At 45.4% G+C, this 24,164-nt stretch carries 17 protein-coding genes and 1 pseudogene; 10 read left to right on the top strand and 8 right to left on the bottom strand.

Annotated elements, in window-relative coordinates:
• Positions 1 to 85: 85 nt before the first annotated feature.
• Positions 86 to 790 carry an MBL fold metallo-hydrolase gene (locus FRZ06_00895; GenBank protein QOX62010.1) on the bottom strand — a complete coding sequence of 235 codons (705 nt, stop codon included), beginning with the start codon at positions 788 to 790 and terminating at the stop codon, positions 86 to 88.
• A gap of 197 nt (positions 791 to 987) precedes the next feature.
• On the opposite strand from FRZ06_00895, the pseudogene FRZ06_00890 reads away from it, so the two are divergent.
• The 3 genes and pseudogenes from FRZ06_00890 to FRZ06_00880 all read left to right on the top strand — a co-directional run bounded on the left by FRZ06_00890 (position 988) and on the right by FRZ06_00880 (position 3,249).
• Positions 988 to 1,140: pseudogene (locus tag FRZ06_00890) on the top strand (helix-turn-helix transcriptional regulator).
• A 422-nt stretch (positions 1,141 to 1,562) separates the two neighbouring features.
• Positions 1,563 to 2,621, top strand: coding sequence for an acyltransferase family protein (locus FRZ06_00885; GenBank protein QOX62009.1), 1,059 nt, complete (start codon positions 1,563 to 1,565; stop codon positions 2,619 to 2,621).
• Between the two features lie 130 nt (positions 2,622 to 2,751).
• Positions 2,752 to 3,249 carry an amidase domain-containing protein gene (locus FRZ06_00880; protein QOX62008.1) on the top strand — a complete coding sequence of 166 codons (498 nt, stop codon included), beginning with the start codon at positions 2,752 to 2,754 and terminating at the stop codon, positions 3,247 to 3,249.
• Between the two features lie 214 nt (positions 3,250 to 3,463).
• On the opposite strand, the gene FRZ06_00875 is transcribed toward FRZ06_00880, so the two are convergent.
• The 4 genes from FRZ06_00875 to FRZ06_00860 form a co-directional block, all read right to left on the bottom strand.
• Complete coding sequence (locus FRZ06_00875; protein QOX62007.1) at positions 3,464 to 5,320, bottom strand: ABC transporter ATP-binding protein; 1,857 nt, start codon at positions 5,318 to 5,320, stop codon at positions 3,464 to 3,466.
• Complete coding sequence (locus tag FRZ06_00870) at positions 5,317 to 7,116, bottom strand: ABC transporter ATP-binding protein (GenBank protein QOX62006.1); 1,800 nt, start codon at positions 7,114 to 7,116, stop codon at positions 5,317 to 5,319. Before FRZ06_00870 ends, FRZ06_00875 begins: the two co-directional genes overlap by 4 nt.
• Positions 7,117 to 7,431: 315 nt before the next feature.
• Positions 7,432 to 7,866: a MarR family transcriptional regulator gene (locus FRZ06_00865; protein ID QOX62005.1), complete on the bottom strand. Its 435-nt coding sequence runs from the start codon at positions 7,864 to 7,866 to the stop codon at positions 7,432 to 7,434.
• 146 nt (positions 7,867 to 8,012) lie between these two features.
• Positions 8,013 to 10,964 carry a hypothetical protein gene (locus tag FRZ06_00860; GenBank protein QOX62004.1) on the bottom strand — a complete coding sequence of 984 codons (2,952 nt, stop codon included), beginning with the start codon at positions 10,962 to 10,964 and terminating at the stop codon, positions 8,013 to 8,015.
• A gap of 286 nt (positions 10,965 to 11,250) precedes the next feature.
• Between FRZ06_00860 and FRZ06_00855 the strand changes: the two genes are divergently transcribed.
• The 5 genes from FRZ06_00855 to asrB all read left to right on the top strand — a co-directional run bounded on the left by FRZ06_00855 (position 11,251) and on the right by asrB (position 18,790).
• A complete protein-coding gene (locus FRZ06_00855) occupies positions 11,251 to 12,471 on the top strand; it encodes an ROK family transcriptional regulator (GenBank protein ID QOX62003.1) in 1,221 nt (406 codons plus the stop codon).
• A 249-nt stretch (positions 12,472 to 12,720) separates the two neighbouring features.
• Complete coding sequence (locus FRZ06_00850) at positions 12,721 to 15,399, top strand: molybdopterin-dependent oxidoreductase (protein QOX62002.1); 2,679 nt, start codon at positions 12,721 to 12,723, stop codon at positions 15,397 to 15,399.
• Positions 15,399 to 16,055: a 4Fe-4S dicluster domain-containing protein gene (locus tag FRZ06_00845; protein QOX62001.1), complete on the top strand. Its 657-nt coding sequence runs from the start codon at positions 15,399 to 15,401 to the stop codon at positions 16,053 to 16,055. The genes FRZ06_00850 and FRZ06_00845 overlap by 1 nt, the downstream gene beginning before the upstream one ends.
• 531 nt (positions 16,056 to 16,586) lie before the next feature.
• Positions 16,587 to 18,002, top strand: coding sequence for an anaerobic sulfite reductase subunit AsrA (gene asrA / locus FRZ06_00840; GenBank protein QOX65780.1), 1,416 nt, complete (start codon positions 16,587 to 16,589; stop codon positions 18,000 to 18,002).
• Positions 17,999 to 18,790: an anaerobic sulfite reductase subunit AsrB gene (asrB, locus tag FRZ06_00835; GenBank protein QOX62000.1), complete on the top strand. Its 792-nt coding sequence runs from the start codon at positions 17,999 to 18,001 to the stop codon at positions 18,788 to 18,790. The genes asrA and asrB overlap by 4 nt, the downstream gene beginning before the upstream one ends.
• Positions 18,791 to 19,133: 343 nt before the next feature.
• Here asrB and FRZ06_00830 read toward each other — a convergent pair whose 3' ends face one another.
• Both FRZ06_00830 and FRZ06_00825 read right to left on the bottom strand, forming a co-directional pair.
• The gene (locus FRZ06_00830) at positions 19,134 to 19,946 is read right to left on the bottom strand and encodes a CPBP family intramembrane metalloprotease (protein ID QOX61999.1); all 813 of its coding nucleotides are present in this window, start codon (positions 19,944 to 19,946) and stop codon (positions 19,134 to 19,136) included.
• Positions 19,922 to 20,650, bottom strand: coding sequence for a TetR/AcrR family transcriptional regulator (locus tag FRZ06_00825; GenBank protein ID QOX61998.1), 729 nt, complete (start codon positions 20,648 to 20,650; stop codon positions 19,922 to 19,924). The genes FRZ06_00830 and FRZ06_00825 overlap by 25 nt, the downstream gene beginning before the upstream one ends.
• Positions 20,651 to 20,898: 248 nt before the next feature.
• Between FRZ06_00825 and FRZ06_00820 the strand changes: the two genes are divergently transcribed.
• Positions 20,899 to 22,755: an ABC-F family ATP-binding cassette domain-containing protein gene (locus FRZ06_00820; GenBank protein ID QOX61997.1), complete on the top strand. Its 1,857-nt coding sequence runs from the start codon at positions 20,899 to 20,901 to the stop codon at positions 22,753 to 22,755.
• A gap of 92 nt (positions 22,756 to 22,847) precedes the next feature.
• The gene (locus FRZ06_00815) at positions 22,848 to 23,288 is read left to right on the top strand and encodes a YaiI/YqxD family protein (protein ID QOX61996.1); all 441 of its coding nucleotides are present in this window, start codon (positions 22,848 to 22,850) and stop codon (positions 23,286 to 23,288) included.
• 102 nt (positions 23,289 to 23,390) lie between these two features.
• Here FRZ06_00815 and FRZ06_00810 read toward each other — a convergent pair whose 3' ends face one another.
• Positions 23,391 to 24,164: an ABC transporter ATP-binding protein gene (locus tag FRZ06_00810; GenBank protein QOX61995.1), complete on the bottom strand. Its 774-nt coding sequence runs from the start codon at positions 24,162 to 24,164 to the stop codon at positions 23,391 to 23,393.

Genomic DNA, 24,164 nt, shown 5'->3' with positions numbered 1-24,164 from the left:
AATATGACAGCAGTCTGTCCTGTTTATTTTTCTTAAAGAGGTTACATCCCTGACTGATGATCCATTTGTTTCTCAATCCCTTTGATCATTCCTGTACATCTAGCTTATAGATGCCGCCATGATAACAGATGATTTGTTTTGCACCGTAAGCTTTTATTTTTTTAAGAGAGCGATTTGCTTCCTCAATATTTAAAGTGAATTGGGGATTTGCAATGACCAGCTCGCCGTTCTCAAGGGCTGCAGCATCGCCTGCAATCAGAATCTCTTTTCGGTTTGCAAAGAGTGAGATGTGTCCGGGAGTATGACCCGGTGTTCCGATTACCGTACATCCTCCGCACCACGGAAGATGATCTCCGTCTCTTACAAGCATATCTACCTCTGCTGGCTGAACATTTCTAAGAATATTAGTAAATACAAGCCCGAACTGTTTCTGATCCTCGGGAAGATGAGGCTGCATTGCCTCCGCCTGTTCCAGCCGAAGTGACTTCCTTTGCCCCGAGACATAAGGCGCCTCTTCTTCACTTGCTGCCACCATGATTCCAGGATATTTTTGTTTCAATGCTGCCAAGGCCCCCATGTGATCATGATCCTGATGTGTAATCACCACGTGGGTCAAATCTGCACATTGAAGACCTTTCTTTTCCATGGCACGTTCCAGCTCAGGAAGAAATCCGGTATACCCGCAATCGATCAAAACCATAAATTCAGAATCTTTTAAAACCACCGGATGGATGACATCCTTACGCTCTGCGAATTGAAATTCAATATCTAAAATAGTAACGTCACACATTGTGATCCTCCTAACATCATTTTGGATTGGATTACTGTTCCTCCCGTTTTTCCAATTCAGTATACCATACAAATCGGGCAGCAGTCTTTCCAATAGGTGAAAAGTCATTGACAATATTCATTTTAAGGGATATTATTAAACGTGCGTTTTAAACAATTGTTTTAACTGAAGTATTGCGAGTTGAGGGATGTGAGATTATGGAAGAAAATATGCAGGAAATCATTATCGATGCAACTTTTTTGTTACTGGAAAAGAAAGATATGAATTCAATTTCGGTACGAGAAATTGCAAAACAGGCAAATGTAAATGTAGCTGCAATAAGCTACTATTTCGGGGGGAAAGCTGGTTTGTTTTCGCTCATGATGGAAAAGTATTGGCAAGATATCACATTGTTATGTAAGGAAATCATTGAGAAAGAGGATATGAGTAAGGAGGAGGCAAAGAGCTTTTGTCAGCGCTTTATGAAAAAGCAAATGAATTCAACAGGTATCCTTCGATCTGAGCAGATAATGTATCAAAATTATGAGATCGATGTGAAGACAAAAGAAAGAATAGAACTCCAGTTTCAGGCTTTTACCCATCTTGTAGGAAAATGTAATCCCAATTGTAATGAAGAATCCATTAAAATCAAAGTCATTTCATTATTGTCTTCATTGACGCATCCTGCATTTTGGAATGAAATTGCAGAAAAGATCACTTGGGACAGGGAAACATTTATGTGTTCTTATGTTCGTGAGCTTGTAGAAAATTTGTGATAGATGGAGGAAACATTATGAGAAAGTATTATATTGATAACATCCGTATTTTCTGTATTTTATTATTGATTCCGTACCACACCGCAATGATATTCAATAATTTTGGAGAGAGCTGGTATATACATAGTCAGAATAATACGTTGGCTACATTATTCATCATTGGAGTTTATCCGTGGTGGATGTCGGTATTGTTTGTATTGGCTGGAATGTCCACAGTTTATGCATTAAAGAAAAGGACCCCTCGTCAATATGCAAAAGAGCGATTTCAGAAATTGCTGATTCCGATGGTGTCTGCAATTGTTCTTTTGGTTCCGGTACAAACCTATTTGGCAGACAAGTTTTTTCATAATTATCCGGGAAGCTATTTTGATCATTTTTCCATCTTTTTTTCGTTAACAGATTGGAGCGGGTATGATGGTCATTTTACACCGGCGCATACCTGGTTTATTTTATTTCTGTTTATCATCTCTATGATATCATTGCCGTTGATGAGTTGGTATAACAAGAAGGAGCATAAGCGAAATTCTACTGAGATGAATATGATAAAGATACTGCCCATGTTCCTTGTTATTTTACTCTGTGTCCCAATCCTTGACATAGGCGGAAAGAGTATCGGCGAGTTTGCCGCATGCTTTTTATTAGGGTACTTTGTTTTGGGCATGGAAGAGGTACAGAACAGATTGGTAAAATATCGAATACAACTTGGCATTTCATGGTTGTTACTAATTATGATTCGTTGCAGTTTATATCAAGCGCAGCTTTCAAGCGGCTTTGTCTGGGACGTGGAACAGAGAATTCTAAGCTGGATTGGCATCTTAGCAATCATTGGATTGGGTAAATATCATCTCGAATTTAATAGTAGATTTACAAAATATTTTGCGCCCGCAGCCTTCCCATTTTATTTTTTCCATCAAACCATTGTTGTAGTAACAGGTTATTTTATCGTGCAGCAGCTTCCCGGAGTATTCTTGCAATACTTCAGTATTGTACTGATCTCATATGCTTTAACCTTTCTTATGTATGAAATTTGCAGAAGAATAACTTTTACACGTTTTTTATTTGGAATCAAACGCTAGTACACGTTTTCTAAATACCTGGTCAGAATACGGTGTACCAGAAATCTTTGTATCGATATTACACACCTCCGTCAATACTGCACACCTCAGCCAGCTTTGTCATAAACTGCACTGAAAGGAGGTGCAGCAGATGCGAAAAAAAGAGTATGACCGGGCAAAAGCAGTAGCCTACGCTCATCAATGGGCTTACGGACGGAATCCCAGGTACTATAATTTTGAGGAGCTTGGCGGTGATTGTACGAACTTTGCCTCCCAATGCCTCTTCGCCGGCTCAGGAGTTATGAATCCTACGCCGACTTTTGGCTGGTACTATTACAGCTTAAACAACCGGGCTCCAGCGTGGACCGGAGTGGAATTTCTCTATCGATTCCTGACCAGAAATACCAGCGTCGGTCCCGTGGCAGAAGAGGTGGATATCTCCGAGGTGGTTCCCGGTGATCTGGTTCAGATTTCCTTCAACGGATGGTCTTTCGGTCATGACCCCGTCATTGTAGAGGTGGGAGAAGATCCTTCCCCTGCAAATGTACTTGTGGCAGCCCATACATATGACGTCGACTATAATCCCATTGAAAATTATGAATATCAGAAATTGCGATTCCTACACATAACGCATGTCAACGTATGGTAACCGTTATGAAAAGATTTCGCTTTAAGCGAAAGACCTTCAAGGGATCGCACCTAAAACAAGCAGCTAAAAGGGAATGCCTTTTAACACTTATTCGGAAGTGAAAACCAGCAGCAGGAACAATTGTCCGGCTGCTGATTTATTTTACAACTTGAAGCCCAACACTCAGACTGCTGTGTTTTTATGGTTCCATCCCAAAATTCCAGGGCACTGTAAGCTATGATACTGCCGCCTCAAACTGACTGTTGTAGAGTTCTGCGTAAAAGCCACCCTTCTCAAGGAGCTCCTTATGGGTTCCACTTTCAATGATATCGCCTTCCTTCATGACCAAAATCAGATCGGCATTTTTTATGGTAGAAAGTCTATGGGCAATGACGAATGAGGTTCTTCCCTTTGTCAGTTGATCCATTGCTTTCTGAACCATTCGTTCCGTTCTGGTATCTACTGAGCTGGTGGCTTCATCCAGAATGAGCAGCGGCGCGCTTTGAATCATTGCCCTGGCAATGGTAATCAGTTGCTTTTGTCCCTCGGACAAACTCGCTTTGTCGTTCAGAACGGTATCATAACCATCCGGCAATGTTTTGATAAAGTGATGGAGCCCCACGGTCTTGCAGGCTGCGGCCACTTCCTCTGCTGTAACGCCCTCCTTGCTATAAACAATATTCTCCCGAATGGTGCCTTCGAAGAGCCAAGTGTCCTGCAGAACCATACTGAACTGTTCATGGACATTCTCCCTGGGAACCTGACTGATAGGCACTCCGTCCAAAAGGATTTCACCGGAATCCAGATCGTAAAAACGCATAAGAAGGTTCACAATGGTCGTTTTACCTGCGCCGGTTGGTCCCACGATGGCAACCTTCTCTCCCGCCTTGATTTTAGTGGAAAAATTATGGATAATGGTTTTTTCAGGCACATAGCCAAATTTTACATTTTTAAATTCCACATCGCCCCGAATGAATTCCAACCCTTTCTTTTTTCCTATTTCTTCACTCAGCTCCTCCTCACCCAAGAACTCAAAGACACGCTCACCTGCGGCTGCAGTTCTTTGCAGATTGTTCAGCGCCTGTGCAACCTGTGACAAAGGCTGGGTAAACAGCCGGATATAGAGCATAAAAGCAACAATGATACCAAATGAAATGACACCATTTACGGCCAGAATCGCACCTACAACGCAGACTGCGACATAACCAAAATTTCCTACAAATCCCATGAGCGGCATCATCAGTCCAGATAAAAACTGAGATTTCCAGGCACTTTGATAGAGCTTTCCATTGATTTCTTCAAATGTCTTCTTTGCGCCTCGGCTTCCGTTATATACCTTCACCACATTATGGCCTGTGTAGATTTCCTCAATATGACCGTTGATGCTTCCCAGCTCTCTCTGCTGCGCCGTAAAATATTTCTGAGATTTCCCCATGATCAGGATCATCAGTACGATACCGATGGCACTGGATCCCACTGCGGTAAGTGCTAAGATCCAGTTACTATAGAACATCATGATCAGAGAGCCCCCGAACATGGTTACAGAAGTAATCAGCGTTCCAACGCTCTGGTTCAGCGTCTGACCGATGACATCCACGTCATTGGTCACACGGCTCAAAATATCTCCATGGCTTGTTTTATCAAAATATTTCAAAGGGAGACGGTTAATTTTCTGAGAAATATCCGAACGCATTTTCCGAGATATTTTTTGTGTGGCCGTAGCCATGATATAGCCCTGTAGAAAGTTCAAGATCATGGATCCCACATACAGAAATACAAGGATCCATGCAATGGACGACACCCGAGCAAGATCAATGTTTCCGGCAACGGGTACGCCATTTACCAGCACCGGCAGTCCCTCGCCGATCACGTTGGTCAGATCCTTTAGTTGATCCGGACCGACGATTTGAAAGATGGTTCCTGCAATGGCTGCAATTAATGCCACTGCGATGACAGGAAGCCAGCTTTTACAGTATCGCATCAATTTTATCATGGTAGACTTAAAGTTCTTTGGTTTTTCAACGGGGCCGTTCATCCCTCTCGGTCCTCCCATTGGACCACCCGCAGGTCTGGTTTCTTTTCTCTCGCTCATATTGCCAATTCCTCCTCACTCAGCTGTGACATCGCAATTTCCCGGTATACTTCACAGGAGCTCAGCAGTTCCCGATGGGTTCCCTTTCCTACGATCCGTCCTTCTTCCAATACGATAATCTGATCAGCATCAAGAATGGTTCCGATTCGCTGCGCCACAATCATGCTTGTCGCCCCTGCGGTCTCCCGCTTCAATTCCAAGCGCAGCATACGATCGGTCTTATAGTCCAGCGCAGAAAAACTATCGTCAAAAATGAAGATTTCCGGATTGCGGCAAACTGCCCTTGCAATGGCCAGGCGCTGCTTCTGACCTCCGGATACGTTGGAACCGCCCTGAGCGATCTCTGCCTCATATCCGCCTTCCATTTGTTCAACAAAATCGGAACCTTGAGCAATTCGTACTGCCCTTCTTATTTCCGATTCGGACGCCTCGCCCCGGTCATTGCCTCTGGCTTCCCACTCCGACATCTCGCCCCGTCCACTGTCGCCAAAGGCTACATTGGTACTGACAGTACCTTTAAACATCACTGCTTTCTGCGGTACATATCCGATTTTATTATTTAGTGCCTCCTGGGCATACTCCTTCACATTGACTCCGCCTACTAGAACCTCGCCTTCAGTTGCATCGATAAATCGAGGGACGAGATTAATCAGTGTGCTTTTTCCGCTGCCCGTGGAGCCGATGAATGCCACTGTTTCTCCCTTATTTACAGAAAAGCTGATATCATGCAGTACATCATCTTCTGCCCCCGGATATCGAAAACTGACATTTTTGAAAGTAATCTGCCCTTCCGCCTCCGGGATTCCCATGGTAAGTGTCCCTTCTTTCATGGACGGCTGCGTATCAAGGACTTCGTTGATACGAGTTGCGGACACTGCCGCCCTTGGAAGCAGCACAAAGAGCATGACAACCATCATAAAGGACATGATAATCTGCATTGCATAAGCGGAGAATACGACCATGTTGGAGAATATCGTAAGCTTATCCATAATTCCCGCTCCGTTAATCAGGTAGGCACCAATCCAGTAGACCGCGAGAGTCAATCCGCTCATCAGCATAAACATCACCGGAAGCATAATGGCCATCCCCCTGCTGGTATAAAGCTGGGCTGACGTCAGATCATCGTTGGCCTCTTCAAATTTGTCTTCCTGATACCCCTCGGCATTATATGCCCTGACAACACGCAATCCCGATAAGTTTTCCATGGTTACACGATTCAGGTTATCGGTAAGAATTTGCATTTTTTTGAATTTCGGCAGAACCAGCGCCATGAGAATCCCAATCATTACAACCAGAATGAGCACAGTAATTCCTGTGGCAGCCGTCCACTCCAGGCCTTTTCCCGAAATCTTTGTCACTGCCCAAACCGCCATAATCGGCGCCTTGACAAGCATCTGAAGACCCATAGTGATCAGGACCTGTATCTGCGTCACATCGTTTGTGGAACGAGTGATCAAACTGGCAGTGGAGAATCTGCTAATTTCCTCCATGGAAAAGGAATCCACTCGATTAAAAAGGAGGCTCCGCAGTCTCATGGAAAATGATGCGGCAATGCGGGATGCGAAGTACCCGACGACAACTGCTGCTGCAAAGCTTCCCAGAGCACATAAAACCATAAATCCTCCTGCAATCCAGATATCAGCCATATCACTGCCCGGGGTTTGGGTCAGCCTCGTAATTTCAGCCATATAGTCCGGCAATTTCAAGTCGAGCCAAACCTGGGCAACTATAAAAAATAAACTAATCCCTGCCTGAAGCCATTCCTGCCGGTTCAGGCGTTTCAAAATTTTTAACATATCATATCCTCCGTTTTTATTTCACCGCTTTTGACACAATTTTGTTCTGGTCATGAGATACTTCTAGCAATTTTTATTACCAGCTATCGATTTTTAGCATCGTTCCATTTTCATCATAATGTAGTCTATTATTTAATGGCATTCAATTCGAACTTCATTAGTTTCTAATAGTATTAGCTATTTATTCTTTATATGCGGCCATACGATATGACCGCTTTTAGTTTCGCTGCTATTTCTTTTCTTTATTCACTGAATACTGTTTGTGTTATGTTTGTTGCTATTTGCGTTATGTTTGCTGCTGTGTTATGCTTGCTGTTACTCGTGGTGTGATTCCTTAGACGCATATTCCGCAAGACGCCCGGCGATCCGAACGTATTCTCTCGCATCATGCTCTCCCAGATGAGAAAGCATTCCTGCAAATTTCTCCAATACTTCCTGCTGCTGTTCAATTCCAGAAGCTCTTCCCTCAGTAGTCAGAGTTATCAGAATCCGTCTTCTGTCTTCCGGATCAATCTGCCGCGTAATCAGTCCCTTTTTCTCAAGACTGTTCAAGGCTGCAGCAACTCTAGCCGAACTGATTCCCATAATCTTGCTGATTTCGCTGGGTAATACGTAGTCGTTTTGATGGGCTAAATACCGCATTACAAACGATTCACCATGCATGGCTTCGGTAATCTCCTTGTGCGGTCTTGCTTTATTCATCACAAACATCGTCTTCATCAATTCCATGGCCAATTCCCTATAGTCCATTACCGCAGCTCCTTCCGAATTAAATTGCTAACTGTATTAGTATTATATCAGTATTAGCAATATGAGTCAACAAAAAATAGGAAAGAAAATTAAGGATGAATCACAATAGAATTTTTCTATAAAACGCGTTATCAAATCACAAACCGCTAGGTTTCGAACTCCGTCTGATCTTCAGCGACCGTCAGAAGCTCTTCCAGTTTATTTCTCAGGATATCCCCTTCCCAGCCTTCATTGATCGAGGTCCAAAGTAAATCGATTTGATATTTTTCCAGAATGCGTTCTTTCATATCATCTCTGATCAAATGAAGAGCCTTCTTTCCGCGGTAAGATATGCCGCCAATCTCTACAGCCAGTATCGGAAGTTTATCATAACGGTTATAAATGACAAAATCAACACAGGTACTGGGATTTTGGGCATAGGCTCGTTCTTCTTCGGTGAGCTTATCCCAATTCCTGATCAGGATTCGCAGCGGTACCCCGTGGGCGTAGGAGAAGCTTCCAAACTGCTGCTCCCTCAGCATCATTTCAATGATGCCGTTCATCAGAAACGCTGCTCTATACCGTACGGTATACTTCATCTTTGATTTCAGGAGCATCAAGCTTTTTGTATACTCCCGGTATACCAAATCAAAAACGGGAATCAGTTCATTGCTAATAAGATTCTCTGCCACTGTTTGGTATTCAGCATACCGGATCAAATCACCTACACTCGAGCCTTGGTTTTTTTTGAACGAATCTGTTGTCACTACTACAAGTTGATGTTTTGCTTTCGATACCGTAACATTGATCTGACGAGGATCATCTACAAAATCCCACCCCGAATCTCCCACCTGCCTTGGCAAATCAAGGACAGCGGAAAAAATCATGATATCCTTCTCCTGCACCTGATATTTAGATGTGATATCAGATTCATGCATTCCACCATACTTACCCCCACTTTTCAGACTGCGCTTTCGAAATGGTGTCTCATATCCAATCAGATCAATGCGATCCTGGGGAAGACTTCCCCTGATTAGCAAATCTTCCGTGATTGCCTCCATTGTGCGCACCTGATCATTCTCTTCAATTTCCTTCGGAATCATCCTTACGTGTTTTGCAGAGATCGTATTGAGCAAAATCAGCGGCTGGACTTCGCCATCCTCTTCTGAGATCGCAACCAGGCTCCCATTGTAATATTTCTGATTGCAAAATCCAATGATTTGAGGCTGGCAGCGGTAATGTTCCCGCAAGACCGTCCTTGCAATGGATCTTCGAAAGAGCTTGTCCATCGATGATAAGATGCTGTGCCTGTTATAATTAAATTCATCACTGACCGCATATTGATGCAGCACCTCCTCGATCCTTGCACGATAGTTCGCGTCAATAACAAGAGGTTGTTGACGAACATCTCCGACCACTACTGCATTACGGCTGCAGGAAAGCGCCAGTGATGCCGAGGCAAGGTCAATCTGCGAAGCGTCATCCAAAATGATATAATCAAAGAGATAGTCCTGCGGAATACAGCCTCTCAAAGAATCAGGAGAACAAAAAACAACTGGGTATTCTTTTATAAAGGAAAAAAAATCTTGGTCATATGTATCTTTATCAAACGCAGGTCGAATATCCATCCGTTCCTGATAGCGTTCGTATAATTCTGCTTGAAACAGTATTTTGGATTTCTCAGAAGCACTTACAACTTTACGGCTAAAATCCTTAGTCAAAAGCTTTTTTTCCAAACGGTAAGTATTCTTCTTTAGTAGTTCAATTTTAGCATCATAATACATTCTCTGGAGATGGAGCATGACCTCAAAATTCTTTTCATTCAGTGCGCTGAAATCTGAAAAGCCAAATTTTATCAATAGTTTTAGCTTTGAAATAAAACTCAAGGTTTTGCCTCTTGATAACTGCATCGCATTGTCTGCAAGAAACGAAATCAGATCGTCACTGGACATCTTATTAAGAAAACCAAAGCTTTCAGCATCGTTGTTCAGATTATTTGTTTCAAGATAATGATCAAAATATTCCTTCTCTTTTGTCAGATCTGCAAGCTCTTTCATTAAAATTGCCTTTTCTTGCTGTATTTCAAGCAGTCTTACCGCTTCTTTACGATACTGATTGATCTCCGCGAGCAGTTTTTTGCGTTCTGCTTCTGTTCGCTTCCATTCAGAAAGATCTGCGGGATAGCCGGGCTGATTATAAAAGAAAGTATCGTTTCCCACAATAGCGGTAAAGAAAGAGTAGTTTTCTTCATGCAAACGCTCTTGCAGACTTTTCAAACCGAGAATGCTGTTTGATACTACGGCTATCGTTTTATTCTGCATGACTGCATTTACAATCGTATTCAGTATGGCTTCTTCTTTTGCTGTTCCGGGAGGACTCTCGATCATGCTGATTTTGCTTTCAAAGACCTTTTCTACAGCCTGTTTCAGGCTTAAGTCAAAGGAAAATGGATAGATGAGCACCGGATTATTTTTCATCTGGGTCGGTGCCATCTGTTTCAGGTATGAATTCAGTACGCTATCCGAATTAATATAGTTCAATTGCTCATATTGTTTTCTCAGTAAATTGGCGGGATTACCGGACTTGCCGTCGTCTTGAATGGATGCAACCTTCGCGAGATAATTCAGTTCATCGGTCAGTGGACGCTTTACATCAATGTGAATCAGTGCGGCTGGGCACAATAATCTTGTTCCGTCCTTATGAACGATTCGGTAATGCTCACCGAAATCATAGAGCGCTTCCACATCTCTCACTGGAAAACCAGCGAGATAGATTAGCTTCGCTTTCAAGTTTTTGATTCTTATTTTGCACGGGATCAATTTAACCTGTCGAAGAGGAAACAGGCTTCGCGTTTCACCGTTGATGACCTTGCAATAATTCTGGCTTTGGTAGAGCCTTGAGGCTTCAGCAACTCGCCCATCCACCAGGACAAGTACCCCATCACACTGATCCATATAGCTGACAACGACTTCTGCTCTGAATTCGTTGGGATGAAAATTCACCGCTTCTTCGGAATGATGAAAGGAGACTCTATAAGACGTTCCCAGATTCTTAATGCTCTTTATTTCTGCAGTTCTGTCGATTCCTCGCAGAAAAATAATGGATTCTCTTTCGTTCATGCTGCTCACCTAATACAATTAAAATCAGTTATATCTATGATTTCTCTGTGACTGTAAGACGAATTTGTGCGGAAAAATCAATCGACGCAAACATTATAACACAATCCGATGACACTTTAAAACAAATGTATTCTCCTATAAAAAATTTACTTCCCGGCTTTTGTCTCCAGGAACACACAGTTCCATTCTTTGACGATAGCTTATAGCTTTTTTTACTGATTCCTCGGCAAAACTTTTGAAAGTATCTTTCAGAATTTTCTTGTACAGAGCACCGATTCTTTATATAATGAATCCGCAGAACCAACAAGATCAAAGGAGTGTACAAATGTTAAAGAATAAAACCTACACCCACGAACAGATTCGTGAGGTCAATTATATCAGGATTCTTCAATACCTCAGGACACATCACGAGACCACAAAGGCGGAACTTGGGAAGCATCTTCAAGTAAGCCATACGACAATCAATACGTATATTCAGACGTTGACAGAAGAAGGCTTCGTGGCTACCTTCGGCACCGCCGACTCCAGTGGCGGCAGAAAGCCTGTCATTATCAAGCTTTTGCCCAACGTCCGGTATTCCTTTGGCGTCAGCATATCACCTTCATATGTCTCTGTGATGCTGATCAATCTGGTGGGTGATGCAGTTGATTCTGCTCAATTCCCTTATTCCATAGAATCGGGGCTCCAGCCTTCCCTCAGTCAGATCAGGGAACAGATTTTTACAATGATGGACAGAAATCAGATTGAAAAAGACAAAATTCTGGGTGTGGGAATGGCCTTTCCGGGCCTCGTGGATACTGACAATCTCATCCTGGATTACATCCCAAATCTAAATATCAAAAACAATTCTCTGAAAGAATTTCAACAGGAGCTGGGACTGAAGGTCTACCCTGATAACGAAGCCAATGCAGCCGCCTATGCCGAATATCTCATGGGAAAGGGCAGTAATTTAAGCAATTTTGTCTATGTCTCTATCGCGGAAGGAATCGGATCAGGGATCCTCATCGACCGATTTCTCTTCAGAGGCAGAAATAAACGTGCCGGGGAATTTGGACACCTGAAAGTATCCGACGAGAAAATCCGCTGCAGCTGCGGTCGTTACGGATGCTGGGAATTGTTCGCCTCGAAGCGCGCTCTTTTGAAAAGCAAGCCAGAAAATATGAGCGAGACCGAATACCTCCGGCAACTTTTCCAAGATTATGAGTCAGGCATTCCCTCTGTGGAAAAGATTATTGAAGAATATGTAAGACATCTTTTTGCAGGGCTGGATGTCATTTTGCTCAGCGTCGATCCGTCCTTTATCATTATCGGCGGAGATCTTGGTGCGTATATGGATCGTCTCATTGAAGTCGGCATTGCCAAGCTCGAATTGAAGAATAACTTTTACGGATATGAAACCATCCGCATCCTCGCTTCCGGTGTTAAGGAGAACGCCTCCCTTCTGGGCGCAGCACTTCTTCCGCTGGAGCAAATTTTCAACTATCAGCGCACGCTCCTTGATCTTTAGCGGCAGAATTTTCGAAGGAATAACAAGCCGGTATTCGCCATCATCTTTTCGAATCAATCAACCTGCATAAAGCATATCGCTTAGGAAGCAGACAGACAACATTCATCATGACCCTTCTGCTTCAATTTTCAGTATGTCAACTTTTGAAAGTATATTTCAAAAGTAACATAGATGTTATTCCCTCTCAATCAGTTGTTTGACACGAGAGGAAAACACAAGCATTCTCATCCAACGCAAAGGAGGCAAAAAATGCAAGCAACACCATTGGCAAAAGGAGACATTCTCAATGCAATCCGCATAGGAGGTCTTCCTTCAACCCATGATACAGGGCGCAGTCTTGTGAAAGGAACAGCAGATACCGCCAATACGGTTTCATCTGTAAAAAAGATTAAAACCAACTGCAGGGCCTGCATTCAAAACTGTGGAGTGATTGCACACGTGAAAAATGGCCGCGTCATCAAGCTCGAAGGCAATCCGGAAGATCCTATGAGCAAAGGAAGAATGTGTGCCAAAGGGCTTTCTGGGATTCAAGCGCTGTACCATCCAAACCGTAACAAATATCCGATGATGCGGGTCGGAAAACGGGGAGAGAACAAATGGAAGCGCATATCCTGGGACGAAGCGCTGGACATCATCGCAGATAAGCTCATGGACGCCCGGGAACACTACGGAGCAGAAACGGTATTCTGTTCCACGGGAGGCGGAGGCAATCCCGAGATTTGGAGTATCGCAAGGTTCTGCAACATCTTCGGTACCCCCAACTGGTTTGAACCGGGCTGTGCCCAGTGCTACCTTCCCCGGGTGTTATCCTATACGATGATGTATGGTGGAGACGATCCCAGTATTGCTGATTCCAATGCTCTGGAGCTTTACTATCCGGAAGACACCCCAATTAAAACTCTGGTTCTCTGGGGGACCGCGCCTTCCTATTCCTGCCCTGCCACAGGCGGTGGTGCCGTTGCGGACCTGCGCAGCAACGGCGTAAAGACCGTTGTGATCGATCCACGGTTTACGCCGGATGCAGCCAAATCCGATATCTGGCTGCCCATCCGTCCCGGCTCTGACGTAGCTTTGCTCTTGTGCTGGGTTCGCTACATTCTGGAGCATCAGCTCTATGACCATGACTTTGTAATGAAATGGACCAATCTTCCCTATCTGGTGGATGTCAGTACAAAGATGCAGGTTCGGGCAAAGGTCAGCGACAATCCCGATATCCCCGATACCTTCATGGTTTGGGATACCAAGACAAATACCATGCAGCCCATGGAATATCCATGGAATGATGAACTTTCCCCCGCCTTGGACGGAAGCTTTCTTGTGGACGGTGCCGCATATAAGACCGGCTTTCAGCTTCTTTGGGAGCGCGTAGAACCGTTCACGCTGGAGAAGGCAGCTGAGCTATGCCTTTTGGATGCGAGTAAAATCGAAGAGGCTATCAACCTGTTTGCTAAGAATACACCAAGCGGCATTGCGCTGGGCGTTGCCACAGATCAGACGCCCAACTCCGTTCAGGCTGCAATGGCAGCGGCAACCATCGACCTGCTCATGGGCAATGTGGAAAAGCCGGGTGCCTTGTTGCAGAGGTTCCGCAAGAGTGGCGTATTCGATATGCCCTTTTATCCCGTGCCCATCGCCGCGGACAGACTGCCGCAGGAACAGCTGAAAAAACGGTTGGGAGGAAATGAATACAAAGGACTGGGCATCTGGTATGCGGGTCACCCCTCCAGCGTCCTTGAGGCAATCCTGACAGGAAAGCCCTATAAGCCCAGAGTCTGGATCGAGCGTTCCGGGAACAAGCTGGGCGCCGTAGCCAACAGCCAAAGATGGGAAGAAGCCATAAAGGAGCTTGATTTTATCGTACATATGTATATGTATCCCACTTCCTTTTCTGCGTATGCGGACATTCTGCTTCCAACAGAAGAATGGCTGGAGACGGATATGATGATCGAAATCTGCAACAAGCTATTTGCCAGGCAGGCTGCAACCCATCTGTGGGAAACCGTGGACGAAACGGTCATCTGGTCCATGATTGCCAAGCGCTGCGGCGATAAAGGCCACGAAGCCTGCGCCAAGGCCTTTGATGCGGAATATATGGGCAAGGATCTCCCTTATTGGGATAAGGTCGATGAGATCTTCGATCATTTCCTGAGCCGTTTAGGCCTGACATGGGATCAACTGAAGGAAATAACGCCCTATGTCTTTATGCCCACTGAAGAATGGAAATCCTACTATGTTTACCAGCAGGAAAATCCACGAACCGGCAAGCCCGAAGGCTTTCACACGCCCTCAAAGAAATGCGAAATCTATCTGGAAAGCATGATTACCCTTGCAAGAACGGGACGGCCTTTCAGCCCCTGCGATCTGCCTCCGGCTTCAAAGGACTACGATCCCCTCCCCTATTATCTGGAGCCCCACGAAAGTCCTCTGGACGGCGGGACGCTTTCTTCTGAATATCCCCTAGTCATGACCGGCGGTAGAATTCCATTCTACCATCACAATACGCTGAGAAACATTCCCTGGCTTCGGGAGATCTACCCCGTGCCTGAGCTCTGGATTCATCCCCAGGACGCCGCCGTTTACGGCCTCTCCGAAGGGGATTGGGCGTGGGTGGAATCAAAACGCGGGAAGATCAGAGCACTGGCTTCCGTCACTGAGGGAATCAAGCCGGGGACGGTATACATGGAGCGCTTCTGGAACCCGGAAACCCTGAATACGGAAACCCACGGCTGGAAGGAAATGAACGTTAACATGCTGACCAAGGAGGATGCGCCCTTCAACGATGTGGTAGGCACCTACACCTTGCGGGCATTCCTTGTAAAGGTTTCCAGAGCCGATGCTCCACCGGAAGGTGTCTTCACAAAACCGGAAGATTTCAAGCAATGGCTGCCGCAGTCCAGTGATCCAACAGAGGGGGTAAGAGTAAAGTAATGGTACAATATTGTTTTGTTGTTGATTTAGACCGCTGCATCGGGTGCAAAGGCTGTCAGGTAGCTTGCAAGATGGAACATCAGGTTGCCCTTGGATCAAACCGGATCACCGTGCGGGAAGTGGGCCCAACGGGCACTTATCCGGATATCCAGATGTACTTTCTACCATCCATGTGTCAGCAGTGCGCCGATCCCACCTGTGTGAATGTCTGTCCTACTGGCGCCTGCTATAAAAACAGCAGCGACGGCGTTGTTCTCATCGATCAGGATCAGTGCATCGCATGTCTTAGCTGTAAAAATGCCTGTCCTTATGAGTTGAATACCTATAAGAAAGAGCTCCGAGTCATGGATAAATGTACCTTGTGCCTCCATCAAAGAGAAGAAGGAGAAAAACCAGCCTGCGTTAAAAATTGCTCCGGCCGCGCTTTGATGTTCGGTGACATCAATGACCCCGACAGCGAGGTATCCGCCAAGCTGAGAGAAGCAGGAAGCGAAAATGTCCACAGCCTCCGGGACTTCGGCAACGGTCCCTCTGTTCGTTATATCCTGCGCAAGGCCAAATGGCACGATGTACTTCCTCAGGAATGCAGTCAGCTGAAAAGCAGGAGTGAGCGGAAGGGAAAGGATAATGGTGAAAAAAAGGATGGTGAACGATAAATGAATGCAAAATCATTTTATTCAGACCTCATGGAAAGCAGAGAAAAGCTGTACCGCTTTCTCGGCAGTATCTATCAAAAGGAAGTGGATCGTGCGCTTCTTCTGCAAATGAAGGCTATGACGTTCCCCTCGGAAGCGGGAGAACCTTCCCTCACGGAAGGCTACCGGATGCTCAAAAATTATCTGGATCAGATTGACGAAGATTCCGATTGTATCGGCGGTTCCGGCTATGACGAAGTCTCCGACCTCGCTGGGAATGCTGGTTCTTGTGAACACCCTGAGAGAAAGGCTGGCAATCCCAATGATGCGGTAACCGATCTGGCCGCTGACTATGCAAAGATCTTTCTGGCTGCGGGAATCTCTCAGGGCTCTGCGGCATTCCCCTATGAGTCGGTGTACACCAGCCCCGAAAGAGTCATCATGCAGGATGCCTGGGAAACCGTGCGAAAGTATTACGAGTCGGCCGGCCTGATTAAGAACGGTGAGACTTCTGGACTTTTTGAGGATCACATCGCCCTTGAACTTGAATTCATGGCGTTTTTATGCGAGGAAGCCCGCCGTGATCCTGACTGCAGTGACTGGCTGTTCAAGCAGCGTGAATTTCTGAGAGAACATCTCTTGAACTGGGTTCCAGCCTTTGCTGCCGATGTGGATCAATATGCTGATACGCCTTTCTACAAAGCAATTGCAAAGATTACCGTCGGCTTGCTCCGGTTTGACCAAAAACTCCTTGATAACAGTAAAGCCTTCATTGACAAAGGCGCACAAAATCAAGAAGAAGACAGCACACAACCGAAATCACCTGCTTTTTCTGTGGGCAGAGAAACAATGGATCAAATCCTTCAGGAACTGAAAAAAGAATACCGGATCTTCGCACCGAAACGCTACGAAAAGCGCGGCTCGAAAAGCAGTACAGATTTAATTCGCTACGGAGAAATTGACTCGGTCCAGGAAATCGTTCATGAGATTCAATCGGATTTTTCACCGAAAGAGATCTACTACCCCATCACCCAGACCATGATCCGATTCCGGGAAAATCAGAGCATCGAAGAACCTTCTGCGGATTCCAGAGGCGTTTTGATCTTTGCCCGCCCCTGCGATATCAACGGAATCAAGCGGCTGGACAACATCTTTTTAGAAAACGGCGGCCATGGTGACGTCTACTATGAGCGGCTGCGGGATAAGGTCCGGTTTGTCGTGATGGAATGCGGCGGCGGTTGGGATGACTGCTTCTGTGTTTCTATGGGGACAAACAAAACCGAGGATTACAGCATGGCAATCAGATTTGATCACCCAAGTCTCCTCGTTTCTGTCAAAGATCAAGCCTTTGCACCTTATTTTTCAGGAGAAAAATCCAAAAAATTTATACCTCAGTTTGTCACCTCAAATAAAAAGATCGCCCAGCTTCCCAAAATTCAGAATCGCGTGCAGCTGAAAGAGGCAATCAATCTGGAATTCTGGAAGGAATTCGACGAGCAGTGCATTGGCTGCGGCGGCTGCAGTGCCGTCTGCGGAACCTGCAGCTGTTTCGATACCGTTGATATCATCTACGCCGAAACCAGCAATGACGGAGAACGGCGCAGGGTCTGGTCCTCCTGCATGCTGGATACCTACACCATGACAGCAGGAGGCAGCCGATTTCGGAAAACGCCGGGAGCCAACATGAGGTTTAAAACCCTTCACAAGCTGTACGACTACAACCTCCGTTTCGGAGGTGAAGCGCACATGTGCGTCGGATGCGGACGATGTGACAAGAGATGTCCAAAAGAAATTTCCTTTTTTGATACCATCTGCAGATTGTCAGAGGAATTGGAGCGCACTGTCGGCAATACAACTGCCGCAGGACTGCGCGGTGACAGAATAGCAGCAGTCGGTGAGCCTGCCGGCAGAGCTGATGCTGCAGCTGGGCGAACCGCTGAAAACCCGAACAGGAAGGTGGAACGATGATGAAGAATATTATGATGCCACAGCCGCATGAAATTTTGAATGTGTTAAAAGAAACACAGGCAGAATATACCTTCCGGGTTGCTTGTGATGCGGCGACACAGCACGGGCAGTTTTTCATGCTCTCCATACCCAAAATTGGAGAAGCACCCATATCCGTCAGCGGAAAAGGTCAGGGGTATGTGGAATTCACCATCCGCAAGGTGGGAAGACTCACCGAAGGGGTGTTCGGGCTTAAGGCCGGTGACACCCTGTTTATGAGAGGACCCTACGGAAATGCATTTCCTGTAGAGCAGTTTGAGAATAAGAATCTGGTCTTTATCACTGGCGGAACAGGGCTTGCCCCAGTCAGAACGTTGATCAATCATTTTTATGACCATCCCGAAATCTGCAAATCAGTTTATCTGATTTCCGGCTTTAAGGATGTGGATGCAGTGTTGTTTACCGATGATATTCGCCGATTTCAGGAACGATTCCATATGACTGCGACACTGGACAATACTGCAGCACCGGGGTTTGAAACCGGTCTTGTCACAGAGCATATTAAGAAAATTCCCTTTGCATCCTTTGACGACTTCAACGTAGTTGTTGTGGGGCCCCCTATTATGATGCATTTTTCCGCCATGGAACTGATTGCAAACGGGGTGGATGAATCAAAAATATGGGTATCCTTTGAAAGAAAGATGTCCTGTGCCGTTGGCAAATGCGGACACTGCAAAATCAATGAGACCTATGTTTGCCTGGAGGGCCCCGTATTCAACTATGTCAAAGCAAAAGAGCTGCTGGACTAAAACGTCATTTTCATAATCACTATTCCATAAATCGGGATTTCTGTAGCGATAAGCTACTGCCAAAAATGCCTCGGAAACAAACAGCCCGGTTCAATAGGGAAACTTATTGAACCAAACCCCAAACCGATACGGAAAACGCAAGTGAGGTACTTCACTCAAGGTGCCTTACTTGCGTTTCTATATACTGTCAATTTCCATATTGTTTTGTCCGTTTTTCTCAAGCTAAAACATATAAATACTGCAAAATTGAATAATCTCTCATAATAAAGCAGACAATTTTGCTTAAATCCTCAAATATTACATGCAATCTAGGTAATGATCAATCAGTTTTTCAATACCATTATCAACCAATCACATTTACTACGATCATAATCAATGGAATGAAATTCAATGATCCGTGGACAATGATACCAACATAGATGTTTTTTGTTTTTTGTACAACATACGAAAGCGAAAGTGCTGTGATCAGCAAAGTAATGATATTCCATTTCCAGAAAAGATGCCACAAACCCCACATAGTTCCATGAATCAGCCATGCATATTTCCCGTATGCTAGCTCTTGCCGCGGCAGCAAATATCCCCGGAACAGAAATTCTTCACCAAAAATGTTAAAGAACCAACCGACAAAGTAAACCGGAATAATCCACCACTTTCCGGCGAGTTCCATTCCGAACATCATACCATTCGCTGACGGAGCTAAATTCGGATTAATTTCAGGGGGAAAGTAAGAGGGCGGCGCAAAAAATGGAATCTGCGCCATCGTTTTACCGACTGGCGGCTGGACAAACAGTAGCACAACCAGCCAGATAACCAACAGTCCGGCAGTCCACATCCAGGTTTTACGATCGATTTTATTCAATCTGTATCTGCTTTTAATGACTGGCCATGAAAGCTTGAGACCTTCAGCTTTGAGCAGCAAAAAAGCTGAGAAAAAAATTAAAACAAATGGCAAGTAAAAGAAAATGAGATAGCCGACCATAAATGATATCCCAATCTTCATCATGCTTGGAATGACGACATAGAGCGCAAGAAAAATCAAGGTGAAACTGATTCCGAAGATTGCGACCGAGGCCAAAAGAGAAACAGGCTTTAAGGATTTTGCAGTTTGCATAAATATCCTCCTTTTTAGAATTAGATATTCTTCAAGCCGCGCCATAGAATATCCAATTGGGTTTTGTATACAGCGGATATATTCGTGAAGCCAACATCCTTTAAAGTAAACGGAACGCCGATCAAAATGCTGTTCAGCGAGAATTCAATGGTTGTAAGATCGAAATTGTCAGATAGTTCACCTGCCATCTTGGCGTTTTTAATTGCACAAATAAGCATTTTTCGAAAACCCAGCATAGGAATTTCTTCGGAGACCATTGCATCGAATCCCCAGAGAATTGCTTCGGCCTTGGTCAAGCGTCCTATCTTGGCAGTCTCCACATCGGCATTGAAAATACTCGAAAAAATCTGAAATGCAGCTTTGGGCTGCTTGGCAAATTTTCTACCTAGATCCTCGAATGCCGTCCGAATGCTTTCCAATCCCGCGACTGGATGCCTTTGCAGCACGATATTTTTAGTATCAATGATCCAAATCTGCAGCAAGTAAAAAAACACGTGATGGATCGAACTGAAATAATTAAAGAACGTTCTTTTTGACACTCCTATTTCTCTGCAGACATCGGCAATGCGGATCTCATCAAAGGATGTTTCTTCAAGTTTCTCCAAAACCAAATTCAAGATGGCGATTTTTGTTCTTGCATATTTTTCTTCACGAAGCGAAATGCCGTATTGCTCTAAATCAATCACTGTTATCGATACCATTTTTATACTTCCTCTTTTCAAATTGCATTGAACGAAATATTGCATCATGTGCAAAATTATACCGTACACAAATCTACTTGTCAAGAGGGCAGTTAATTTTGTAGAGTAGGTCCACTAAGTATCAAATAGAAAACCTTCTAAAGGCGCCTTTTTTTCTTTTAAACCCTCTACTGGAAATGAATCAATATCTGGGATCAATGTCTGAGTTCAATCAGTTGTCTCAACCCATAACCCATGGTAAAATAGGATATACTAATACAAGAGGCGGCATTGACCGCCTGCCATGAGGAGAAACCATGATTTTATCTGCAGAACATATATTTAAAAATTACGGCACGAAACAACTATTAAACGATGTATCCCTCTATTTGAACGAGCGGGATAAGGTTGGCATCGTAGGAATCAACGGCACGGGAAAAAGTACCCTGTTGAAAATCCTGGCAGAAGTGGAACAGCCTGACGAAGGTTCTATTTCGCGTAACCCCAATTTGCAAATATCGTATCTTTCCCAGAATCCATCCATGAATGACGATTTCACCATACTGGAACAGGTCTTTTCAGAGTTCTCCCCTCAATTCCGTGAACTCCATGAATTTGAAGTGAAAGCAATGCTGACCAAGCTTGGCATTACCGATTACGAAGCAAAAATCGGTACGTTGTCCGGCGGCCAGAAAAAGCGTGTGGCCTTGTCTGCGGCGTTGATTCATCCTTCCGACATTCTGATTCTGGACGAGCCCACCAATCATCTGGACAGCGACATGGTCATCTGGCTGGAGCAATATTTGAGCCGTTATTCCGGCTGCCTCGTCATGATCACCCATGACCGATATTTTCTGGAACGGGTGGTCAATCGCATCACAGAACTGTCTCAGGGCAGTTTGTATACCTACGAGGCAAATTACTCAAAATATCTGGAGCTGAAAGCCCAGCGCTCTGAAATGGATCAGGCCAGTGAACGAAAGCGGCAGGCAATCCTAAAGAAGGAATACCAATGGATCATGCGGGGTGCGAGAGCCCGGAGCACCAAGAGCAAGGGACGAATCGACCGCTATGAAACATTGAAAGAGCAGAGTGCCCCCGTATCTGAAAATACGATCCAGATGGCTGCTTTAACCAGCCGTTTGGGGAAGAAGCTCATTGAACTCCAGGAGATTACAAAAGCATTCGATGGCCGTGCCATCATTGACCGCTTTTCCTATCAGATTCAACGGAACGACCGAATTGGAATCGTAGGAAAGAACGGTGCAGGCAAGTCCACCCTGCTGAACATCATCACAGGGCAGCTGCAGCCGGATGCGGGCTCTGTTGAAGTCGGTTCCACCGTTAAGCTTGGCTACTTCTCCCAGGAAGGCCGTGAGCTCGATCCCAATCAAAGAGTTTTCGACTTTGTCAGCGAAATTGCCGGAGAGGTAAAGACGTCGGAAGGAACCCTTTCCGCTTCTCAGATGCTGGAACGGTTTCTCTTCCCACCGGATCTGCAATATTCCGTCATAGGAAAGCTCAGCGGAGGGGAACGCAGGAGACTCTATCTCCTGGGCATTCTCATCGCTGCACCAAACATCCTGTTGCTGGATGAGCCAACCAACGATCTGGATATTGAAACGCTGTCCATTCTGGAAGACTATCTGGAAACCTTCCCCGGTGCCGTCATCGCCGTTTCCCATGACCGCTATTTTCTCGACAAGGTCTCCACGTCGATCTTTGATGTAACAGGAGACGGGCGAATAGAACGATATGTGGGAAATTACTCCGACTATACAGAAAAGCTCGCCGCAGAAAAAAAGGCAACGGATAAGCAAGCGGCGGAAAAACAAGATTCCGGCAAAAAGAACCCCTCCGGTTCTGCCGGTGGGGGCTCCTCAGATTCCTCCAATCATGGACTATCCTCAGGAGAAGGTTCTTCTCCAAGACCCAAGAAACTGAAGTTTTCTTTTAAAGAGCAGCATGAATTTCAGACCATTGATGACGACATCGCCGCATTGGAAGCAAAAATCGCTGAACGAGGAAAGGCCGCGGCAGAGGTTTCCAGCGACTACGAAAAGCTTCAGGCGGTCATGGAGGAAATAAAAACTCTGGAATCAGAGCTGGAAGAGAAAACAGAGCGATGGCTCTATTTAAACGAGCTTGCCGAAAAAATAAAGGAGCAGGGGTAGTCCTGCGAAAACGAAGACGGAACCTCCGCTAGGCGAACCTGGCTTTCCGTCAGATCTGTTCTACAAGAAAGCAACGGAAAGGGTATTTTTCAATGAAACTATTAATCGATGCCGACGGCTGTCCCGTGGTGGACATCGCCGTTGGAATTGCAAAGAAACATAGGCTTGAGTGTCTCATCCTGTGTGATACATCCCATGTGTTTGAAAAGGAAGGAGCCTCTACGCTGGTCTTCTCAAAAGGAGCTGACAGCGTGGATTTTGCTCTGGTCAATATCGCTTCTTCCGGGGATATCGTCATTACACAGGACTACGGCCTTGCCGCCATGTGCCTGTCAAAGCAGGCTCTGGTTCTGAATCAGGACGGTAAGGAGTACACCGTCGAGAATATTGATGGGCTTCTCAGTTTCCGTCATACTGCAAAGAAGATCCGAAATGCAGGCGGCAGGCTCAAGGGGCCATCAAAGCGGACCCCGGCCCAGGATGAAGCATTCAAGGCAGCGCTTACACGCATCTTATCCGGCAAGCTGACATAAATACCAGCTGTCCCAGCCTTCTTCTATCGTTTAAGGCTGGTATCAATCTGCAGAGCTGACAGACATCCTCTGAGTCAGCCAGCTATCCCCCTGCGTCTGCCATCATCCACCAATCTCTGCCATGGTCTGTGTGATCTTTCTGGTCCGTTCCGCTATGTTATCCCCCTTTATATCATTCCCGATCTCTTTTGAGAATCTCATTCCCCTGACAATCATTCCATCCCTCATAAAAAGTACTCGTTCTGTCTGGGCTGCAACCTTTGCATCGTGAGTGACAAGCAACACCGCCGTTCCCTCCCGGTTGATTTGTGCAAAAAGATCCATGATCTCTTGTGATGATTTGGAGTTTAATGCACCCGTTGGTTCGTCACCGAAAATAACCACAGGATCATTCATCAATGCCCGGCAGATGCCTGCCCTCTGAAGCTGACCTCCTGACACCTGTGTGATTCCCCTTTCTTCAAGTTCCTCAATCCCCGTTTTTCTCATCAAAGCCCTGGCTTTTTCCCTGATTCCCGCTGCATTTTTCTTATTGTCCCGAAGGGCAGGAAGCATGATATTGTCAAGCAAATTGAGATTTTTCAGCATAGCAGGCTGCTGAAAGACAAACCCCATCTTTCTTCTCAGCAAATCTGCAAACTCCTTTTCTTTGAGTCCTGCAAGTTCCTGCCCTTCAAAGGTTACACTGCCGCCATCGATTCCGTCCATTCCGCTCAGTGCAAACAGCAGCGTCGATTTGCCGCAGCCGGAAGGCCCCATCACTGCAAGGAACTCTCCTTCTCCCACTGTAATGGATACGCCGTCCAATACATTTCGTTTTTCCTGTCCCTCGCCATAGGCTTTGATAATATCTTTTCCGATGATAATCTGCTTCAT

Source organism: Clostridiales bacterium (assembly GCA_015243575.1).
GTDB lineage: Bacteria > Bacillota > Clostridia > Peptostreptococcales > Anaerovoracaceae > Anoxybacterium > Anoxybacterium hadale.
This window is presented reverse-complemented; position numbering and strand designations above follow the sequence as displayed.